Origin of the sequence: Paenibacillus vietnamensis, from assembly GCF_020169515.1 — a bacterium.
Lineage (GTDB): Bacteria > Bacillota > Bacilli > Paenibacillales > Paenibacillaceae > Pristimantibacillus > Pristimantibacillus vietnamensis.
The window spans coordinates 167843-186802 of sequence record NZ_JAHMHW010000001.1 but is presented as its reverse complement, the minus strand read 5'-3'; the positions used below and the strand labels follow the sequence as shown (position 1 = coordinate 186802).

Below are 18960 nucleotides of genomic sequence, written 5' to 3'. Positions count from 1 at the left end.
ATGATTATCATTCCGAACTCTTAGGCAATTATAGCGAACGAAAATGAGAAAATGATGTGAAAAATAAATTTTTTTCACCTCAACAAAAAAAGGGCCGCGTCCGGAAACGCGGCCCTTCACCCTATATTTACGCCAGGCAGGCGTATACAATATTTCTCAAGCGAGGATGCACGTACGGCTCCTGGTTGTTCAGCATGTGCTGCGCATACATGACGGTCAGCTGCGAAGCCGGATCGATGACGGCCAAGCAGCCGGCGGCGCCGCTCCAGCCGAATTCTCCAAGCGGGCTGAGCGATCCGCTTACGGCTTTGGAAATATGTGTCCGGACGCCAAGTCCGTATCCGTAGCCCTTCAGCTGGTCCCAACCGTAATCGCTTCTCATCGGCTCGGTCAGCTGGTCCGTTCGCATCAAATCCATCGTCGCCGGCGACAAAATGCGTACGCCGTCCGGACTTGTTCCCTGATTCGTGAGCGCATTCAGAAAAAGAGCGTAGTCGCTCACGGTAGACAGAAGACCCGCCCCGCCGCTTTCAAATTCCGTTCCGACCCGGAAGCCGTTCCCGTCCTTGCGTACAGGCTTGCCAAGCTTATCGTTGTATTCATACTGCGGAGCGAGACGGCTTCTCTGCTCATCCGAAAGATCGAAGCCCGTGTCGCGCATGCCGAGCGGCCCGGTAATCTCATCTCGGATATACTCGCCGAAGCGCCTTCCGTCCACCGCCTCGACAAGAGCCGCAAGAACATCATGGCACAAGCTGTAATTCCACCTCGTGCCAGGCTCGAACAGCAGCGGCTCCTTCGCAAGCGCCGCGGCGAAGGCGCGGGTCGGCACCTTGCCGTCCGTGCTTCTCACGACTTCTTTAATGGAAGGCGCTCCAAAGTCATAGGAAAACCCGGCCGTCATCGTAAACAGATCGCGCACCGTAATCGGCCTCGTTGCCTTATCGAGTACGACTTCGCCGTCCGGCAGCTTTCTCTTTACGTTCATTTCGGCGTATTCCGGCAGATAGGCCGCTATCGGATCGTTCAGCAGCATCGCTCCCCTCTCAATGAGCTGAAGAGCTGCCGTACACGTCATGATTTTGGTCATCGAGTAAATATTGATGATCCGCCCCTCTTCGATCGGCGTTTTCTCTTCCAGGTCGGCAAAGCCGTTCCGGTAACGGAAAACCGTTTCGTTCCGGTGCATGACCAGCACCTCCGCCCATGGAATCCGCCAAGAGGTGATGCGGTCGATAAATTGAGACAATGGCTTAAAGTCCATTATTATTCATCCTTTACGCTGATTAGTCATGTTCATTCATAATCCATAACGACCATCTGATGGCACTCCAGCTTAGGTACCGTATAATGAACCGTCCGGTCCTCGCATTCGAAGGGAAGCGGCGACATCTGCGGCGCCAAATACACATTTTTTACGCGGTGTGAAGTCCGGACGGAAACCCCGACGTCGTACAGCGGGACGATATCCTCGATTACTTCAACGCCGTCTCCGCGGCGCACCGGGGAGGCGTACAGCAGATGGTTGACGAGCCGTTTCTCTTCCTTCTGCTCCTGCAGCGTGACGACGCCTTGCGCCGGCAGGCTGGTATGCAGCGCCTTGCCCGGCAGCAGGCGATTCAGTGCAAAGAGGACCGCTTCCTTCAAGATCAGGCTGCCCTTGGTCGCGTAATCTTCAAATACACTCCAGGCGATATAAATGCCGCTGCCGCTTTCCGCCATGCCCGGCCCGCCGTCGGCATAGCTGTTAGGGGTATGCTGGTGCGAGCAGAACGTAAATACGCCGCGGTTAAAATACGGGTTCTCGCGTCGTCCAAGCCCGGTTCCGCCGGCCAGCTCGATTTTCTGGCCTTGGGAATAGAAAATATAGGAGGCTTCTCCCAAGCTCCCGGGCTTGAACATCGGACGGAAATAATCGGGGCGGTACGGGTTTGCCCCCAGATGCCGCACGCCGAGGTCGATCGCAAACCGGCTGCCCTCCGGATCAAGTCCGGACCAGCCTGTCGCGAGAATTTTGCCGCCCTGCCGCAGGTACGGCTTCAGCTTGTCCCGCAGCTCGTCATCCACCGCCACATAATCCGGTAAAATCAGCACTTTATAGTCCGTAAAATCATGCTCCTTATCGATGACATCAAAAAGAAGCTTCCCTTCCAGCAGCATGCGCACAGCCCCTGCATCGGACTGGGGCGCATGCGCCTCCGCCTTCGGATGCACGCCGGTCGCTTCCAATGACAGAAGCGCCACATCCGCGACATTCGTCGCCTTCGCGCACCAGGCTTCCTTGTCCTCGACCTCGCGGTACGCTGCGCCGATCAGCGCATAGGTCGCCTCATCCATCCGGCCGTCCGGATGCAGCTGATCGCCGATCGAGCATTTGGCGCCGCTGGCGATGCTGAGCGCCGTTTCGTAACGGAGCGCATTCGGGTGCTTATAGCCGCCGAATTCTCCCCAGGACGTATGGAATTTGCCGGTCATGCCGAGGAAATCGACTCCAAGCGTCTGCGCGTACCTGGCCGACAGCGGGAAATGGTCATAGCCCCAGCCGCCTGTCGGCAGCGATTCCAGCTCCAAATGAGTGTTCATAAACGCCAAATCGCGGCGTCCGCGCATGATGTGCCCGCCGTTGTGGAAGATCGGCAGCCCCGGCTTGATCGATTCTACCGTTTCTTTCACCTTTGCCGTGTAATTGGCATAGGTTCTCTCCCAAAGCTTGCGCATCGCCTTCTCATCCCGCGGATCGTTCCCCTCCTGCCGGACGTTCTCTACACAGCTGTGGCAGTAGCATTTTCGCACCCCGACAATATCGAAGAAAAGGCCGTCCACCTCATACCGGGACACGACCTCGCGCGTTTGCTCGAGCAGAATATCCAGGTAAGGGGTGTTCAGGCAAAACTGGTGATAGCCCGGCTGCATAAAGCCTTTGACCCAATTCGTCTGATCGTTCTCGTCGCGGATAAGCCATTCCGGGTGGCGTCTGGCTAGCTTCTCATCCAGACCGGCCGACAGGTACACCGGTGTCTTCACGTTAATTTCATGGGCCGCCTCGATCATGGCCGCCAGCAAATCGAAGCCCAGTCCCGGATGAATCTCGTTTGCTTCAGAGGGATGATATGCCCAGCCGTGATGGCATTTGGAGAACACCGTAATGGAATCCACATGGCCTAGCTGCAGCATCTCCTGAAACTGCTTTTTGTCAAAACGGGCTCCGATCGGCGCTATCGCTTCGGAGGTGTGAAAATCGAGATGGACCTGACGAAATCGCATATTATCTCTTCCTTTCCGGATCATATAGGTTAAGTATATAAATCCCCGGCATGATCGGACAGGTTCATAAGCGACTTTTTATAGCACATTTTCTACCTTCCCGGATTTGACCGTGCTACAATAAGACAACGTTTACATAAAGGAGATGCAAGGCCCTATGAATTGCCTCGAGCTTATCATCCCCCCGCTGCCGCAGCTTGTCATGATCGGTCATGCTTTCTGGGCACCGGGACAGCAGCATTTTGACCGTTCATTTAATGTATACGACATGCTGTTCGTCACGAAGGGCGCCTTGTATATGACGGAAGACGATGTGCCCTACGAAATCAAAGAAGGCTCCATGCTCGTGCTCGAGCCGAACCGCATGCATTTCGGGCATCGCCCCTGCGAAGAAATAACGGAAATCTACTGGATCCATTTTGTCCATCCGGCACCGGTGCGGACGATCGAGAGCGGGCAAATCCCTTGGTCCTCCCCTTCTGCCAAAGGGACAAATTTCGATGTGGCCCCTCACAGTCAGGTTATGTATATTCCGAAATTCACCGGCCTGCATGTCCCCGATTTCCTTCCGTTTCTGCAGAGGATGCTGGAGCTGCATCACACTTTGTCGCCCGCCACCTCCCTGCAGCTGCAAACCGAGCTGGCGGGCTTGCTTGTCCACCTGCAAACGGCAGTCCGCACACAATTAGCCCCCCGCTCCAGGCTGCTCTGCGACCAAACGATTGTCTACCTGCAGCAGCATCTGACCCGCCCCTTTGACGCGAAGCATATGGAGCAGACGCTCCACTTCCATTTCGACTATCTTGCCAGATGCCTGAAAAAATACACAGGGATGAGCCCGCTGCAATACCTGCATTATCTGCAAATCAAGACGGCGAAATCGCTGCTGGAAAATACGGGGCTGACCGTGTCCGAAATCGGCCGGCAGGTCGGCATTGAAAATGCCAATTACTTCATCCGTCTCTTTCGTAAGCAGACGGGATTAACGCCGGGTCAGTACCGTACCGGAAGAATCGGAAGAGCATAACGATAACGGCTGCGACATTCTGAATTAGGGAGCGATCAATGACGTCCCCCCTCCCGCCGGGCAGCGCCATAATCGCAATATAGCTGTATTATAGCACAACCGAGCCTCATTAGACCGGCTTTATAATGGAGGCATTAACAGGAGGTGACTTATGCAGCGATATCATTATCGGGCGCAATGCCGCGACGGCATCGATCCAGAAGCGTACTTCCGCGGCGCCCTGCCCGTGCTTAGGGCCCGGATGGAGGAATACGGAGTCCGTCAGCTTAGTCTGTTCCGCAGCGGCGTCCGGCTGTTTCTCTATTATGAAAGCTTGACGAAGCAGGCTGATCCCCATGTCCTCTTCAGCCATTGCGAGGCTGCTCTGGAAGCCTGGCCCGGTGAGGACATGCCCAGAAGCTGGGTGCCGATGACCGACATCTTTCATTATCAGCAGCCTGTCAGCGAGGAGCATTGGCGGCGGCGGGACCCGGAGACCAAACCGTATGCCCGTATTGCAAAACTGAAGCCGGAGCAGGCGGCCAGCTATATTTTTTACCATTATCAGTACCAGGAAGAAAAGCCCGGCGACGGCGACAAATACGGGATCATCGCCCTTCACGAGAACCTGATGTTTTTCTACTCGGAAGCGCCGGCTTCCGTCGAACCGCCTCCATACAAAGGCAAGCTCTCCACCTCCAGCACTCCGCCGGACTGGATGTCCGTCATGGAGCCCCACTTCATCAAGTGGGACGAGGAGACGGAGCGCTCCCTGATCTGGCTGGAAATTCCCCTGGTTATCCAGGCCTAACGACAATCGCGATTAGAAGAGGAGCAAGCACGGATGAGAACAGCTTTTTGCTTGAACGGCGAATGGGATTTCATGCCTTTGTACGGTCACGGACCTGGCTTCGGGCTCCCTGCGGAGCTAGTCTATGAGGAATGTAAAATTACGGTTCCTTCCAGCTGGAGGGGATCGTACGAACGGCCGTCTGGGAAAATCTTCGGGGAAATAACCGAACACGGGTATTCCCCCTATGAGATATACGGTTACCCGAAGGAGTGGGCGCGCGCGGATGCGGGAGTGCTTCATCGGGTGTTCCGGCTCCCCGATTCGATGACGGGACAGGAGACGCGTATTTTCCTGCGTTTGGACGGAATCATGCAGAAGGCCGCCGTCTACCTGAACCGCCGCCTGCTCGCCCTTTGGGAGGACGGTTATTTGCCGTTTCTGGCAGATATAACGAAATGGGTCAAGGCGGGAGCCGAGCACGACCTGCATGTCGTTTGCGGCAGCTTCGACAAGGTAGCGCTGCCTTCCGGACAGCAAAAGATAACCGGACTTGCCGGCTCCTGGTTCGGCTCCGTCGCCAGAGGCATCTGGCAGGACGTCTACCTGGAAAGCCGGCCTGACATCTCGCTGTCGGATGTCGCGATCCGCACGTCGGTCCGGGAAAACCGGCTTGAGGTAGATGCTTCGGTAAGCCATCCTTTCACGAAGCTTGACGGGACGCCGTTTAGGCTTGAGTTGACCGTACGGGAGGATGGACGGCAGCATGCTTCCCCTATTCTCAGGGCCGAAGCCGGTGCCGATGAATGGGTCTTGCAGGAGTTTACAAGCTTTGCCGCCTTCCGTCTGGACTGGGCGGATGCCAAGCGGTGGGACCCGGACCGGCCGTTTCTCTATGTGCTGGAGCTCTTGCTGATGGACGGCGACCTTATCATCGACCGTGTGGAGGAAAGGTTCGGCTTCCGCGAAATATGGACCGAAGGGCCTCGCTTTATTCTTAACGGAATTCCCGTCAACCTGCGGGGCGATTCCTGGCATTTTCAGGGCGGGCTTCAGCAAACAAAGGAGTATGTCCGGAACTGGTATCGCATGTGCAAGGAGGCTGGGGTCAACTGCGTCCGGCTTCACGCAGAGCCGCACCCGGCCTATTATCTGGACATCGCCGACGAGGAAGGCATGCTGATTGTCGACGAAACCGCCATTTACGGCTCCGGCAAATCGATGCTGGCGGATCATCCCGATTTTATCGCCAACTGCAAAGCCCATGTCCGAAGACTGGTGGAACGGGACCGCAATCACCCGTCCGTCATCATGTGGAGCTTGCAGAACGAAATGCGCTGGGTGGATGGGCGCGACGGTTACAAGCAGCATATCCCGTCCATGATAGACAGCATCCGGGAGCTTGATCCTACCCGTCCCGTCATTGCGGAGGGCGACAACCGGCTTCTCCCCAAACATCTCACCGAGGTGGAAAGCCGGCATTACAATATCGACGGAACGATCGCCCAGTGGGACCGGAAGGTGCCTCTTGTGTTCGGCGAGCATGGCGGCTGGTGGTATATTTGCCCCCAGAACAGCAGCATGTACACGGGATTGGCGGCGTACCGGAGCACGGATGAAAGCGTGAAAGGATTGGCGGAAAAGGAGCGGCTGTTCGTGGAATATGCAAGGCGGCAAGGAGTAACCGGGATATCCGCCTTTAACTTCGCCCATTATTTTATGCGCGCCATGCCCGACCAAGATATTCCGCTGCAGGCGGCCGAACCGGATACGGCCTTTCCTAAACCGAAGGTCATTCCGCGATATTCCTTGACGCTGAACAACGGCCTCCTGCCGGAGGAATATCCGGCCTACCGGAAAAACCCGGCGTTCGATAGGATGGCGGCTTCCTTCAAGCCCGCCACGATGATACCGGCAGAATATAACGGCTCCTTCTTCAACGATAATCCGGTCGTCAGAAGCTTTGATGTGTATAACGACACGCTCCATACGCGCCGGATTCGGATTGAATGCAAAGTCCGGCAGGAAGGCAGGCTCATTCACGAGGAGCATCTGGAATTTGAACAAGAGCCGGCCGGCCGCAAAACCGTGACGTTCACCTGGATTTCAGAGCCTGTCGAAGCCGTGTCATCGCTGCACTTTCATGCCGACATGCTTCACGATAACAAGCCCGTGCACGAGCTGGACCTGAGCTATAAGCTGTATCCCTCCCGCTATAAAACCGACCCGGCAGCGGTCGGCAGACCGGTCGCCTATGTGGGCGGAGAGCGGGATTTCCGCATCATCGGCACGCTTGTCCCGGAATGCAGACACGTCTCTGCGGAGCAGATCGGACTGCTTTCGCCGGATCATCTGCTGGTTGCCGGCAGCAAGCTGGAGGAAGCGGACGGGCAGCTGGAGCAGGCTCTCAAACGATTTGTAGCCTCCGGAGGACGGGTTCTGCTGCTGGAGCAGCTTCATTTGTCGCTCGGGAAGCTTGCCATCTCAAGACAGGACTTCATTCGAGCCCATGCCGGAAGCTATGATCACCCTGTGCTTCTCGGCCTGGACAACGAGGATCTGATGCTCTGGCATGAAGAAGTTCGCGAGGAAGGCCCGCTTCCGATTATCCGGGCCGCCTTTGAGAAGCCCGTCAAAGGCAATTTCACCATGATCCTGGAATGCGGCTCCGGCGATTTCGGCGACGGCGGAGATTTGTGGTCGCCGCTTCTGGAGTACAGGAGCGGAAAAGGACTGTTTATCGCCAGCCAGCTTGAGCTGATGGACAATTTCCATCAAGTGCCCCAGGCATGCATCTTACTGCGTAATCTGCTTGCTTATGCGGGAAATACCAAAACGGTCAGCGTCAATACAGGGGCCATCGTACAGCCGGGAGGCAAAGCCGAAGCCTTCCTGAGGACGCTTGCCCTAAGGTTCGATATGCTGCTGGAGCCAAGCGGCCAAACGCTTGATGCCTATGGGCTCATTGCGGCCCAGCCGCACCTGCTTTCGGAGCCAGAAGCGGCTGCGGCCATCCGGGAATATGCGCAGGGCGGCGGCAAAGTCGTAATCCTGCCGGCGGAGCCCGGTCAAGAAAATATCTTGTCTCATTTGCTGAAGCGCGATGTGGCCATCCGGGAGCATGAAACCTACCATCTGGAGGCGGAATACTCCATGCCTGAGGTCCAAGGCTTAAGTCCGGTAGACCTGTTCGGCTTTGACAAGGTATTCCTCTCGCCCCGGGAAGCTGTGAACCGCCCTCTCGCTTTGTACAGCCTGGAGGCGGCCGGCACGGCTGCTCTTTGCACCGGCGTGGAAGGAACGGCTTGGAAGGATTATTTTTTAGGGCAGCATACGGATGAATACAGCAGGGTAGCGCTGGTGGAGCTGAATAAGGAGAAAGAACGGCCGCCAGGAACGTATGTGCTGGAGGCTGAATCGGGGGAAGGGCTCTACGTGCTCTCCCAGCTGCTTCTCGACCCGGACAATGATAAGTCTATTCGCCTGTACACGAAACTCTTGGCTAATTTGGGCGCTGTCTTCGACGACGGATTTTTATCCAGTGTCAAGGGGGACGGAGAGTGGGCCGTCGAGAAGGTGATGGCTATGCCTTGCCGTCCCTATGTGGATTACGAGGCTATGAAAGCCTATTACATCGACCCGGAATTTTCGCTTAACAACTTGGGCGAAGGACTTTACGGCTGGATGCAGAAGAAGGAACGCAGCGGCTCCGGCGGAACCTTCCATATCGGCAATCCGGGGGGTGACCGCTGGTTTCTGAGCTGCTTCGTGCATCTGCTTCGGCCGGCCGGCGATTCAGGCGATGAAGCGGTCAATGGACAGCTTCAAATAAACGCGAGCTGTGCCTATGAGATCTATATGAACGGACGAAGGGTTCCCGAGCCGGAGCGGCATATCGCTCTGCAAGCCGGGATCAACCGTCTGATCGCCATTGTACACAGCCCGGGGGAGGAAATCCGCTTCGGCATGGTGTTCAAGAATACGGACGGCACCTATATGCGAAACCTCCAATACCGCCTGACCCTTGATGAAGTGGAACCCAAATAAGAGCGGAAATCCGCAAAATAAGACTGGAAAGGATACCGAGCGCTTATGAATAACCCGACTGCAAGTGACCATCTTCTTAGACTCGCCGGCGAGAGCTTGTCGGTTCGCTGCCACGCCGTTCCGGTCTGGCATATTCCCGGTTTTTATTTCGATGCGGCCGGACATCAGGCAGCCAAGCGGCTCATGGAGGCGGATGCCCAAGCGGCCTACACAACTGCGCTTGCTTACCGGCTTACAGGCGAAGCAGCCTATGCCGATAAGGCAGCCGAGCTGATCGATGGCTGGGCTTCCGTCAATCGGGCACTTGCGGACAATGACGGTCCGCTCGTCTCCGCCTATCTGGGAACAGGGCTCATACGAGCGGCGGAGCTGCTCAAAGCCTATTCGGACTGGCGTACGGAGGCTCAAGAGAGGTTCGTCCGATGGATGACCGGGGTTTGCTTGCCGGAGTGGGATCGTATCCCGCTCCGGAACAACTGGTGGAGCTGGAGCTTGTATGCCCAACTGTCCCTGTTCCGTTTCCTCGACGACAAAGACCGCTTTGCGGAGGAAACCGCCAATCTGAAGGAGCAAATCGACCACTCTCTTGCGCCCGCGGGATTCATCCCGGAAGAGACAAACAGGGGAAAAAATTCGATCTGGTACCACTATTTCGCCCTGGCACCGCTAACGGCGGCCGCCAAGCAAATTATGGACGTTACCGGCGAAAACCTGTTCCGCTGGACCTCCCCCAGCGGAGCAAGCATCAAGAAATCGCTCGACACGTTAATGTATTATACCGATGGCCGCGCTGCGGAGTGGCCGTACGGCAAGGATCAGAACGTTCCTGCGCCGCTGTCTTCCGATACATGGCCTCTGGATTTATTCGGAGCCATGTCCGGCATTTACGGGGATCCCGAATATGAACGCTTTGTCTCCCCCTATCGTCCCATCATCGGCAATACCAATAAAAACAGCGGGTATTTTCAGTCATATGCTTGGGTGTATCCGGAGCTGCAGCTCGATTGACTAAGAAATTGAATAAGCAGCAAGAGTCTGTTTTACTTCCGAACTGGTCAAAATGGAAATAAAATCATTTTGATTCGATCGGAAAGGATCCTATGCCGAATTCAATACCTTATCTCATTCTCACTGCGTTCAGCGTGATCGCCATATCGGTACTGATGCTCCATAAACGCGCAGCTTGGCCGCTCATCCTGCTGCTCTCCTTCTCCGGCATGATCTACGTGTTTGAATTTTTTATTTATCTCTGGTTCGATAGCTACCGTTATTTTCCACGCCTTGTCGGTATTCCTTTTTATGACAGTACGCTCGGAGCCGTCGTCTCCAATCTGCTCGCAGTGCCGGTAGCTGCCGCTTATGTTGCCGTCTACCGATTGAGCTGGCGGTGGATCGTCTGCCTTGCGCTTATCTTCGCCGGAATAGAATGGTTGTTCCTTGAGCTCGGCATTTACGAGCAGTATTGGTGGAAAACGGCTTACACGCTAATAGCGCAGCTTTTTTTCTTCCGGCTCGCCCGGCAATGGCCGATTTGGTTAGCGGGACGCGGCCGTGTCATCCGGTTCGTTACACTTTTGATGATTTCGTGGAGCGTCGCAGCGACGCTTGTCTTCGTGTTGGCCTTGACGGGTATTCGCATTTTCCATATTGGCTATTTCGCAGATCCTTACCACGACGATCTCTTTATCTCGGCGATCTACAGCTTTCTCAAGGCGGTCGTGCTTGCCTCCTTCGTGACGGCTGGCCGACGGCCCTTGACCAAAGCAATTTCGCTGCTCGTCATCTTCGCTGCGCACATCGTCCTGATGCGGCTCGGAATCATAAAAATTATGATTCCGCTATGGCAATTTTGGCTCATCTATGCGCCTTGCTGCACTGCCGTGCTGTGCCTGATTGCCGTAATCCGCCACAAGCTGGAACGATTCGGGACGAAATCCTATACAAACAACCGATCCTTTTGAGGATCGGTTGTTTGTTTGATGAGGGTTCTTACAAATGCGAGCTGAACCCTCCCTGCCCTTCAACCGCTTTCGTCTCGTCAATCGCTTTGTTCATCTCTTCTTCGACGACCCTCAGTGCGGTCTGGGTGTCTTTGGATTCTTCGAAGATCAAGGGGTTAAATACATTGCGCACTTTAGGGTCGATGAACGTCAATCCGGGCTTGCGGGCAGCCGGCATCGCACTGTCAAGGGCAAAGAGCGACTGGAGCTGCTTTCCTTGCATCTCCGGAACGTTTTGCAAATACGCTTCCCGAACGGCCTCGCTCGTCAAAGGCGAACTGACGCCGAGCTTGGACCTTTCGATTTGGATTTCCTCCGAAAGAAGATAAGACAGAACCTCGAATGCAAGATCTTTTTTCTTGGACTGATTCGTAATAAACGCTCCGTATGAGTAAGGCTGATATTTGGAGTTCGGCGCTTCCGCAAATACCGGTACAGGCGCAATATCGAAATTCAGGTCTTTATAGTTTTTCGCATAATCGACGATACCCTGTTCGACATCGACCGCCATGGCGATTTGGCCTTTCGGAAAGTCCTTAACCGTCGTAAACTGATTGCCGGGAATGTCATAAAACCGCCTGAGATTGTTTACGATCTTGCCCCAATTGTCCGACAGCAAGGAAGCTTTGTCTTCGACCGGGTCGAGAGCGGGCTCCGAAAGCTGGTTTAACATCATATAATATTCAGGGTGCTGCTGGAATCCTTTATAAGTGATATCCCCGTCCTGACGCGTCAGCTTTTTGGCCATTTCATAAATTTGGTCATAGGTCATCCCCGGTTTAGGGTAATCCACGCCGAACTTATCGAAAATATCCTTGTTGTAATACAGCAGGTACTCGCTTCCTTCGAAGGGCAGGGAGTAAAGCTTGCCGTCCGACGCGTTTTCCGACATCTGCAGGAAGGCCGGATCCAGCTTTCCGGTATCAAAATTATGCTTTTTGATCAGTTCGCTCATATCATATTGCAGACCGTACCTTTCCACATACCGGTGCGTATTGCGGCGTACATCCTCAAGGATAATATCCGGATAGGTTCGTTTCGCTACCAGATCCTCGTAACGGTTGCCGTCGTCCCACTGAACATGCTTGATCACAATATCCGGAAACTTCTTTTTGATAAATTGGCCGATAAGCAGTTCAAAATTATCTTCATCCACGTAACGTTTGTTAAAAAGCTGGTCCCCCGTATAAATGAACAGCTCATTGTCATTTGTTGCGGCAGCTTCCTCATTGACATTGCCGGACTCTTCGGCGGGATCCTTCATCGCGTTGTCCGGTCCATCGGAGCTGTTCGGAGTACCCCCAGCTTCATTCGTACAGCCGATAATGGCCAACACGGCCATCATGATCAGAAGCATCATACTGATAGACTTTTTCACAATTAAATAACCTCCATTCGGATTCAATGTTCCAGACAGCAGAAGAGCGAATACTTCCATAAAAAGCGCTTACAAATATTCAGATCAGCTGCCGGCATACGGTCATTATTTCACCCCCCGTTCGTCACGAAAGTCTAAAGTGATGCTTCTAGGATGTGATTCTTTAAGCTGCTGTTCCAAACATAAAGGATTCGGCACTTACCCTCAACGGGGCATTTCCGCCCTGTTATAGGCTCATTTAACCAACAAAAAAACATCGCCCAAAACGGCGATGCCTTATCTTAATAAACCGCAAGACCATTATCAAGTCCGTTTTCGGCTGCGAGCCTTCAATTGGGACCACTGGTAATGAATAAAACAGCCGATACAAAATCCAAGTATGGCGATGAAAGCCGCCAGGCAGACCATCGCTGAAGCAGCATAACCGAAGACGGTCCAATGCATGATGTGACTGACTAGTGCAATCAGCAAAAAGATAACAGCCAGCAGCTGATTAAACCTCTGCTGCCCTTTATCTTCGGGAAGGTATGCGGAGGGATCTTTTTTAAGAAAACCATTTGCTATTCGCATGATGGGATTAAAATCAAAAACCAATCCCATCAATCCGGCAATCAATGGAACGGCCAAAATCCAATAGACGCCTGTGATCCAGGACAATAGGACGGACAATACAATGACCCATTGATTCGTTCTGACTAAAGGCCTCGGAATGGACGATGAGCTGTTGTTCACGTTTCCTATACCACCCTTCTTATCGAACTATCTCCATTATATATCCTACGCCTGATAAACAAAATCATAGAACGATATGTTTTATATCTTCTATATAGGGATAATGGCAAGCCCGGAAGCTGCATTTCCTACTTTTATCGTCTTAATCACCTTATTATCCCTGATTCTTATTACAGACACTGTATTTTCGCCAAAATTGGCAACATAGGCAAATCTGCTATCTTGAGTGATGGCTGCAATACCAGGTTTACTTCCCACTGGAACGGTAGCTATTACCTTATTATTTCTTAGTTTTATGACGGAAACCGTATTATCCCCTTCATTAGCGACGTAGGCAAATTTGTTGTCAGGGGTTATCGCTACGCCGATCGGTTTACGTCCGACTTTAATCTTTTTCAGGATCCTTCGGCTGCGAACACCTATAACCAAAACAACATTTTTATCCGTAGTGACATAAGCTAATTTGCCGTTCATCGTGAAAGCGATTTGATCCGGGCCGACGCCGGCTTTTATCGTATCGATAACCTTATTCTTTTTCACATCGAAAATAGAGATCGTATTGCTGTCATGATTACTTACAAATCCTATAGCTCTCAAAGCGCACTTGTTAGGAGTAACGGTTACTCCTACCGGGTTTTTTCCGACTTTTATCGTTGCAACGACTTTTTGTTTCTTTATACAAATGACTGAAACGGTACGGTCAGCCGAGTTCGTCACATAGACGAAATTTCGAGATGTGCCTACATCCGATGGAGCTTTTCCGACCCGAATGGTGCGGATAATTTTATTTGTTTTTCTGCTGATTACTTGAGCCGTGTTCTCGTTCTTATTGACAACGTAAGCAAACTTCCTATCCGGTGTAACCGCAATCTCAAAAGGTCCGCGACCGGTCTTGATAGTTGCCGCGACCTTTTTTGTTCGAGTATCAATTACCGATATCGTATCATCGTTAAAATTCGTGACATAAGCGAAATGAAATGATGGCGCAGGTCTGCAAGCGGTCAAAGCTTAACCCTCCTTTATATTATGGCTTAATCTATTCTATTAATCTGCTTAAAGGAGTGGCACGGCCATTTGATAGATCATGCTCCTGCGCTTGGGCATGACAAGAAGTGTCTATTAAAAAAACCGCCATTAGGCGGTTTTTTAATGGACTTTGTCACTCTAACTCACTCTGAATCCAAGCCCTGCAAAATATCACCCGCATCCCGCAGCAGATAAGCTGCGGCTTCAGCTTGAATATGCTTGCCGCTCTGCGCCTCAACATGATGGATGAACGCTTCCACTTGCCCTTGCTCCAATTGAGCCTTCAAACTGTCCGCGATGCCGGCATTGTCAATCCAGGACAGCTCCTCAAACCTTGCGACGAGCTCCGTTAACGAGCTGATGTCGGCGTAGGTGGAGAAGGTCACCGCAGCCTCCTTCGTATTCCCGGCATTGTCAGTGACGGATACGGTGAACGTGTGGGAGCCAAGTGCCAGCGTATACAGCGGAATCTCCGTTCCCTGCTCCACGATTTGGCCGTCCAGCCGGGCAGATGTCTTGCCGGGCTCCATGCCGGACACCGCATCGGCGGCCGTCCAGGACAAGGTCAGTGTTTCCGTATCGGCATAGGCTCTCGCAGCCACCCCTGTGACGGATAGTTCAGGAGCACCACGGTCCAGCTTGAAGCTTAGCGTTTTGGCGTCCTCCCTGTTTCCGGCCAAATCAACGGAGCGGTAAAGTACCGAATAGTGACCGTCTTCGCTGAACGTCACGGGGCCTTGGTATGGAATCCATGACCCGCCGCCATCGGTGCTGTATTCGGTTTTCGTAACGCCTGTGCCCGCATCCGTACCGTTCAGCTGAACGGTAACGGGCCCGGCATACCATTCGTTCGCACCGTCAGGCTGAGCCGGAGTCACGTCAGCCGAGGTTACGGGAGCGGTCCGGTCAATAAGCGTAAACTTGACGTCGTCGAACCAGAATTCGCTGAAGCCGCCGACGTAGAAGCCTACCGTTCCCGACGGATTATGCTTCGGATCGGAGCCCTCCAGCCTCAGCTCGCCGTTTACAAACACGCGGATGCTGGCGCCGTCAACCATAATCCGGAGGTTATATTCCGTATTCGCCTTCAAATCCTCGTACGGCAAATTTATCGTTTTTAGTACAGCCCAATTCGGATCGTACAAAATCCACTGCGAGGTGCCATCCGCAAATTTCTTGTAGCCGATCTTGCCCGAGCTGCCGGAGGCGGAGCGGTCATATACGTAGAACGTGCCCAGCTCCGGCATTTCGGCAGGCGTTTTCAGCCTGAAGCTCAAATCATAGCCGGTGAACAGCTTCGGATGAAGCGCAGAGGCTCCTTTCACAATTTTGTACATCTTGTTGCCGTTCACCGTCACAATGCTCCGGTTCGGGTCCACCGGCCAGCCGTTCGCTCCCGAATCAAAATCCGTGCTGTGCAGGATGTCCGACACAAGGATCCGGACGGAGGCGGAAGCAGCCGGATTGGCAATAGACGTGACAGTGACCACCGTCTCCCCTTTGGCCAAAGCGGTAATCGTACCGTTCTCGTCGACCGAGGCGATCTCCGGATGGGCGGACTGCCAGTCGACGGAACGGTTAGCGGCATCCGAAGGATCGAACTGAACCTGCAGCTGCTGCTTTTCGTCCACCACCATGTTGATGCTGGTCTTATCCAGCAGCAGTCCCGCCACATCCGTAGTCGGAACCGAGAACTTGATATCGTCGAACAGAAGATAGTCGAAGCCGCCTGAATAGAAACCTACTTTGCCAGAAGCGTTGAAGCCCGGGTCGGTTGCCTTCAGCTTAAGCTTGCCGTCGGCATAGACGCTGATCTCCGCTCCCTTGACGATAATTTTGACATTGTAAACGGTATTCGGCAGCAGTTCCTGGGCAGGCAGCGTATTTTGCTTGACGGTCGCCCAGGCCGAATTATACAAAATCCAGGAGGAGGTTCCGTCCGCAAACTTCCGGTACCCGATCCTGCCACCGCTGCCGCTTGGATTCAGCCTGTCAAACACGTAAAACGTAGCCAATTCCGGAATCGATGGCGGTGTTTTCAGCTTGAAGGACAGCTCATAATTGCTGTAGTCGTTCTCATTCAATGTCGTCGCGCCTTTAAGCAGCTTATACATGTGGTTGCCGCCGTCAGCCTCCACGATGCTCCGGTTCGGATCGCTCGGCCAGCTGTTCCGGCCGTTCTCGAAATTCGTAAAGTCCATAATCCCGTCACCAACCTCGACCGACACCTGAACCTCGTCCTTTATGAGCGGGTTGCCGGCGGAAACCGCCGTGACGACCGCGCTGCCCAAGTTAACTCCCTTCAGCTTGCCGTCCGCATCTACCTTGACGACGGATGGATCGCTGGACGTATACTGCAGTGCCGCGTTCGTAGCGTTCCAAGGAAGCACAGCCGAATACAAGGCATACGATTTGCCGATGCCGATCGTGACGTTATCTTCATACAGCTCGACTCCATGAACGGGAATCTCGTCCGGAGCCAGGTAAGGTCCGGCTTTGCCCACGATTCCCATCTCGCTGAACGGAATGGCCGGAAAACCGGGTATTTGCTGGAACACGGCCGCATCGGCCTTCAAATTCAAGTCGCCGCCCGCCAGGTTCACGAAGCCCGGATCCTGATTCGTCACCCAGTTGTTCGCATATTGCACGAGATTTAACTTGTCATAAGAGCCGTTTGCGTTTGTCGTGCTGCTTCTTGGCTTCGTCGGATTGTAGATGACGTTGCTCTGGAACGTATTCGTATCCGGATAATACCGGTTTTCCGTAAAATAGTCAGCCAGCTCGGGATATTTTGTCAAATGCGGCATCCCGGTGAAATTGTTGTATTTTTCGAACAAAGCATGCCATGGTCCCATATAATTTTTGGAAATTTGCTGTTCCGGTTTATCGCCCAAATACAAATCCGCATACTCATACGGCACCTTGGCATCGATAAAGAGATTGTTTTGCGTACGGATATGGGCGCCGCCGTTGTTCAGAATAGCGGAATTGCCCATCCGGTAAAAAATATTTTCTTCAATCGTAATTCCCATAGTGAAGTTGTCCGGGTAGACGCCTTGCACGCCTGCTTTGCCTTCCCCGATGTGATGGAAGTAATTCCTCCGGATCACCGAGCCCCGCTCCTGCGGCGAAGCGCCCAAATTCATATAGATGGCGCCGAGATCCGAGAACGTTTTGCACACGTCGTAGATGTTGTTATATTCCACCAGATGGTCGTTGCCGAAGATGAGGATGCCCGGGTGAGGTGCGTCGTGAATTTCGTTGTGTGAGATGCGGTTTCCGGCTCCCGTCAGGATGACGGCGGGGTTATACGCTTTGTGATAGTAGGCAAAATCATGGATGTGGCTGTTCTCCACCACATTGTTGCCAGGCTCCAGCGTCAGCCTGTCTCCCCCGTTCAGAATAACTCCCGTTCCTCCGATATGGTGAATATGAGAGCTGATGACGGCATGGTTTACCCCCGACGCCTTGGCGAAGTCGTCGTACAGCCAGCGGCTCTGGGCATTGATCCGTACGCCTCCTTCGGTGAAGTTGCGAATCTCGCAATGCACCAGACGGACGCTGCTGCCGCCCATGATGACCACCGCCGAATCCCGGCCGTTTTCTAGAATCAGGTCCTCGAAGGTCACATACGACGTGTTGACGGCATTGATCATCGGAGTTTTCAGCATGGATACGGTAATTTCAGGCGCTTCCGCCTGGAAGGCCGCTGTCGGCAAGAAATACAGGATACCTGCGCTCCGGTCAATATAATACTCTCCCGGCATGTCGATCTCTTCCAGCAGGTTTTGTGCGAAATGGAAGTCCGGGTACCAGTTTTTGAACAGACCGCTCATTTCCCCGTAAGCCAGGGTGATGGACTTGTTCTCTGTATCGATCGAGGCGATTTTGTTGTACGACCATTCCCAGCTGTAGCCGAAAATCCCGTCCAGCCATATATCGTCCGCCCCGCTCCAAAGCTCCGGCCGGTCATACGTATACGTAAAAGTGCCTCCCCGGGTCTGCAGATCGGCATCCTTGCGGGTCGGGCCCGGATCGAGAATGCTGCCCATCTGAACCGTACCGTTGTTGGGCCAGCGGGCAAGGGTCATGCCCTGGCCTTCAATGTACAGCTCCATAGGAGGCGTTTGGCTTACATCGTTCGCTTTGTAGTAGCCATGACGGCTCATAACGCCGTAATCGGTAATGCCGTGCCCGCGCAGGTCCGCCTGCACGACCTTGTCTCTGGCATCGGAGCTAATAATCCGGTTCAGAACCGACGCATCCGTCACCGGGGCAAACCAGCTTTTCTCCAGCTTTTGTCCGCCGGTCAGCCGCACTTCTTCGCCCGGATATGCCTTATAGGCAATCGGCTTGTCTGCCGTCCCCGAATCCTGCTCCCCGAGCAGGAAACTCCCGGTCCGGTTATATACACCGCCCCTCAGATAGACCGTTACGCCGCCGTCAGGCAGACCGGGGCCCTGCTTCAGCTGACGGATAACATCTCTTGCCTTCTCGAGCGTCTGGAAAGGCGATTCCTCCGTCCCGGAATTGGAATCGCTTCCATTTTCCGATACGAAATAGACCTCACCGGCACCGGTGCCCGGAGCGTCCTCTGCCTGCACCCCTGTGACCGGGAAGCCGCCCAGGATTAGGGCAAAGATCCATAATACAATGATCGGTTTTCTCTTCATGCGTCTTTAAAGCCTCCTTAGCGATTTGGATATCCGGAAGGGAA

Annotated in this window: 11 protein-coding genes; 5 read left to right on the top strand and 6 right to left on the bottom strand. The window is 53.7% G+C overall.

Going from position 1 to position 18960, the window contains the following annotated elements:
• Window positions 1-127: 127 nt before the first annotated feature.
• Window positions 128-1264, bottom strand: a complete 1137-nt coding sequence (locus KP806_RS00695; RefSeq protein ID WP_224721637.1) for a serine hydrolase domain-containing protein — start codon at window positions 1262-1264, stop codon at window positions 128-130.
• 32 nt (window positions 1265-1296) lie between these two features.
• Window positions 1297-3264 carry an alpha-amylase family protein gene (locus KP806_RS00690; protein WP_224721636.1) on the bottom strand — a complete coding sequence of 656 codons (1968 nt, stop codon included), beginning with the start codon at window positions 3262-3264 and terminating at the stop codon, window positions 1297-1299.
• A gap of 157 nt (window positions 3265-3421) precedes the next feature.
• Between KP806_RS00690 and KP806_RS00685 the strand changes: the two genes are divergently transcribed.
• From KP806_RS00685 to KP806_RS00665, 5 genes are all read left to right on the top strand, one after another.
• Complete coding sequence (locus KP806_RS00685; protein ID WP_224721635.1) at window positions 3422-4291, top strand: AraC family transcriptional regulator; 870 nt, start codon at window positions 3422-3424, stop codon at window positions 4289-4291.
• 151 nt (window positions 4292-4442) lie between these two features.
• On the top strand, window positions 4443-5081 hold the full coding sequence (locus tag KP806_RS00680) for a hypothetical protein (protein WP_224721633.1): 639 nt from the start codon (window positions 4443-4445) through the stop codon (window positions 5079-5081).
• A gap of 33 nt (window positions 5082-5114) precedes the next feature.
• Window positions 5115-9107, top strand: coding sequence for a glycoside hydrolase family 2 protein (locus tag KP806_RS00675; protein ID WP_224721632.1), 3993 nt, complete (start codon window positions 5115-5117; stop codon window positions 9105-9107).
• A 45-nt stretch (window positions 9108-9152) separates the two neighbouring features.
• The gene (locus tag KP806_RS00670; protein ID WP_224721631.1) at window positions 9153-10115 is read left to right on the top strand and encodes an alginate lyase family protein; all 963 of its coding nucleotides are present in this window, start codon (window positions 9153-9155) and stop codon (window positions 10113-10115) included.
• Between the two features lie 92 nt (window positions 10116-10207).
• Complete coding sequence (locus KP806_RS00665; RefSeq protein WP_224721630.1) at window positions 10208-11068, top strand: hypothetical protein; 861 nt, start codon at window positions 10208-10210, stop codon at window positions 11066-11068.
• A gap of 28 nt (window positions 11069-11096) precedes the next feature.
• On the opposite strand, the gene KP806_RS00660 is transcribed toward KP806_RS00665, so the two are convergent.
• The 4 genes from KP806_RS00660 to KP806_RS00645 form a co-directional block, all read right to left on the bottom strand.
• Window positions 11097-12485, bottom strand: coding sequence for an ABC transporter substrate-binding protein (locus KP806_RS00660; RefSeq protein WP_224721629.1), 1389 nt, complete (start codon window positions 12483-12485; stop codon window positions 11097-11099).
• 303 nt (window positions 12486-12788) lie between these two features.
• Window positions 12789-13217 carry a DUF4395 domain-containing protein gene (locus KP806_RS00655; RefSeq protein WP_224721628.1) on the bottom strand — a complete coding sequence of 143 codons (429 nt, stop codon included), beginning with the start codon at window positions 13215-13217 and terminating at the stop codon, window positions 12789-12791.
• 90 nt (window positions 13218-13307) lie between these two features.
• On the bottom strand, window positions 13308-14222 hold the full coding sequence (locus tag KP806_RS00650; protein ID WP_224721627.1) for a YVTN family beta-propeller repeat protein: 915 nt from the start codon (window positions 14220-14222) through the stop codon (window positions 13308-13310).
• 164 nt (window positions 14223-14386) lie between these two features.
• The gene (locus KP806_RS00645; protein WP_224721626.1) at window positions 14387-18916 is read right to left on the bottom strand and encodes an OmpL47-type beta-barrel domain-containing protein; all 4530 of its coding nucleotides are present in this window, start codon (window positions 18914-18916) and stop codon (window positions 14387-14389) included.
• Window positions 18917-18960 lie beyond the last annotated feature (44 nt).

Excerpts from the sequence above, each read along its gene's own strand:
- KP806_RS00695 (WP_224721637.1), bottom strand. The coding sequence starts at position 1,264 with ATGGACTTTAAGCCATTGTCTCAATTTATCGACCGCATCACCTCTTGG.
- KP806_RS00690 (WP_224721636.1), bottom strand. The coding sequence starts at position 3,264 with ATGCGATTTCGTCAGGTCCATCTCGATTTTCACACCTCCGAAGCGATA.
- KP806_RS00685 (WP_224721635.1), top strand. The coding sequence starts at position 3,422 with ATGAATTGCCTCGAGCTTATCATCCCCCCGCTGCCGCAGCTTGTCATG.
- KP806_RS00680 (WP_224721633.1), top strand. The coding sequence starts at position 4,443 with ATGCAGCGATATCATTATCGGGCGCAATGCCGCGACGGCATCGATCCA.
- KP806_RS00675 (WP_224721632.1), top strand. The coding sequence starts at position 5,115 with ATGAGAACAGCTTTTTGCTTGAACGGCGAATGGGATTTCATGCCTTTG.
- KP806_RS00670 (WP_224721631.1), top strand. The coding sequence starts at position 9,153 with ATGAATAACCCGACTGCAAGTGACCATCTTCTTAGACTCGCCGGCGAG.
- KP806_RS00665 (WP_224721630.1), top strand. The coding sequence starts at position 10,208 with ATGCCGAATTCAATACCTTATCTCATTCTCACTGCGTTCAGCGTGATC.
- KP806_RS00645 (WP_224721626.1), bottom strand. The coding sequence starts at position 18,916 with ATGAAGAGAAAACCGATCATTGTATTATGGATCTTTGCCCTAATCCTG.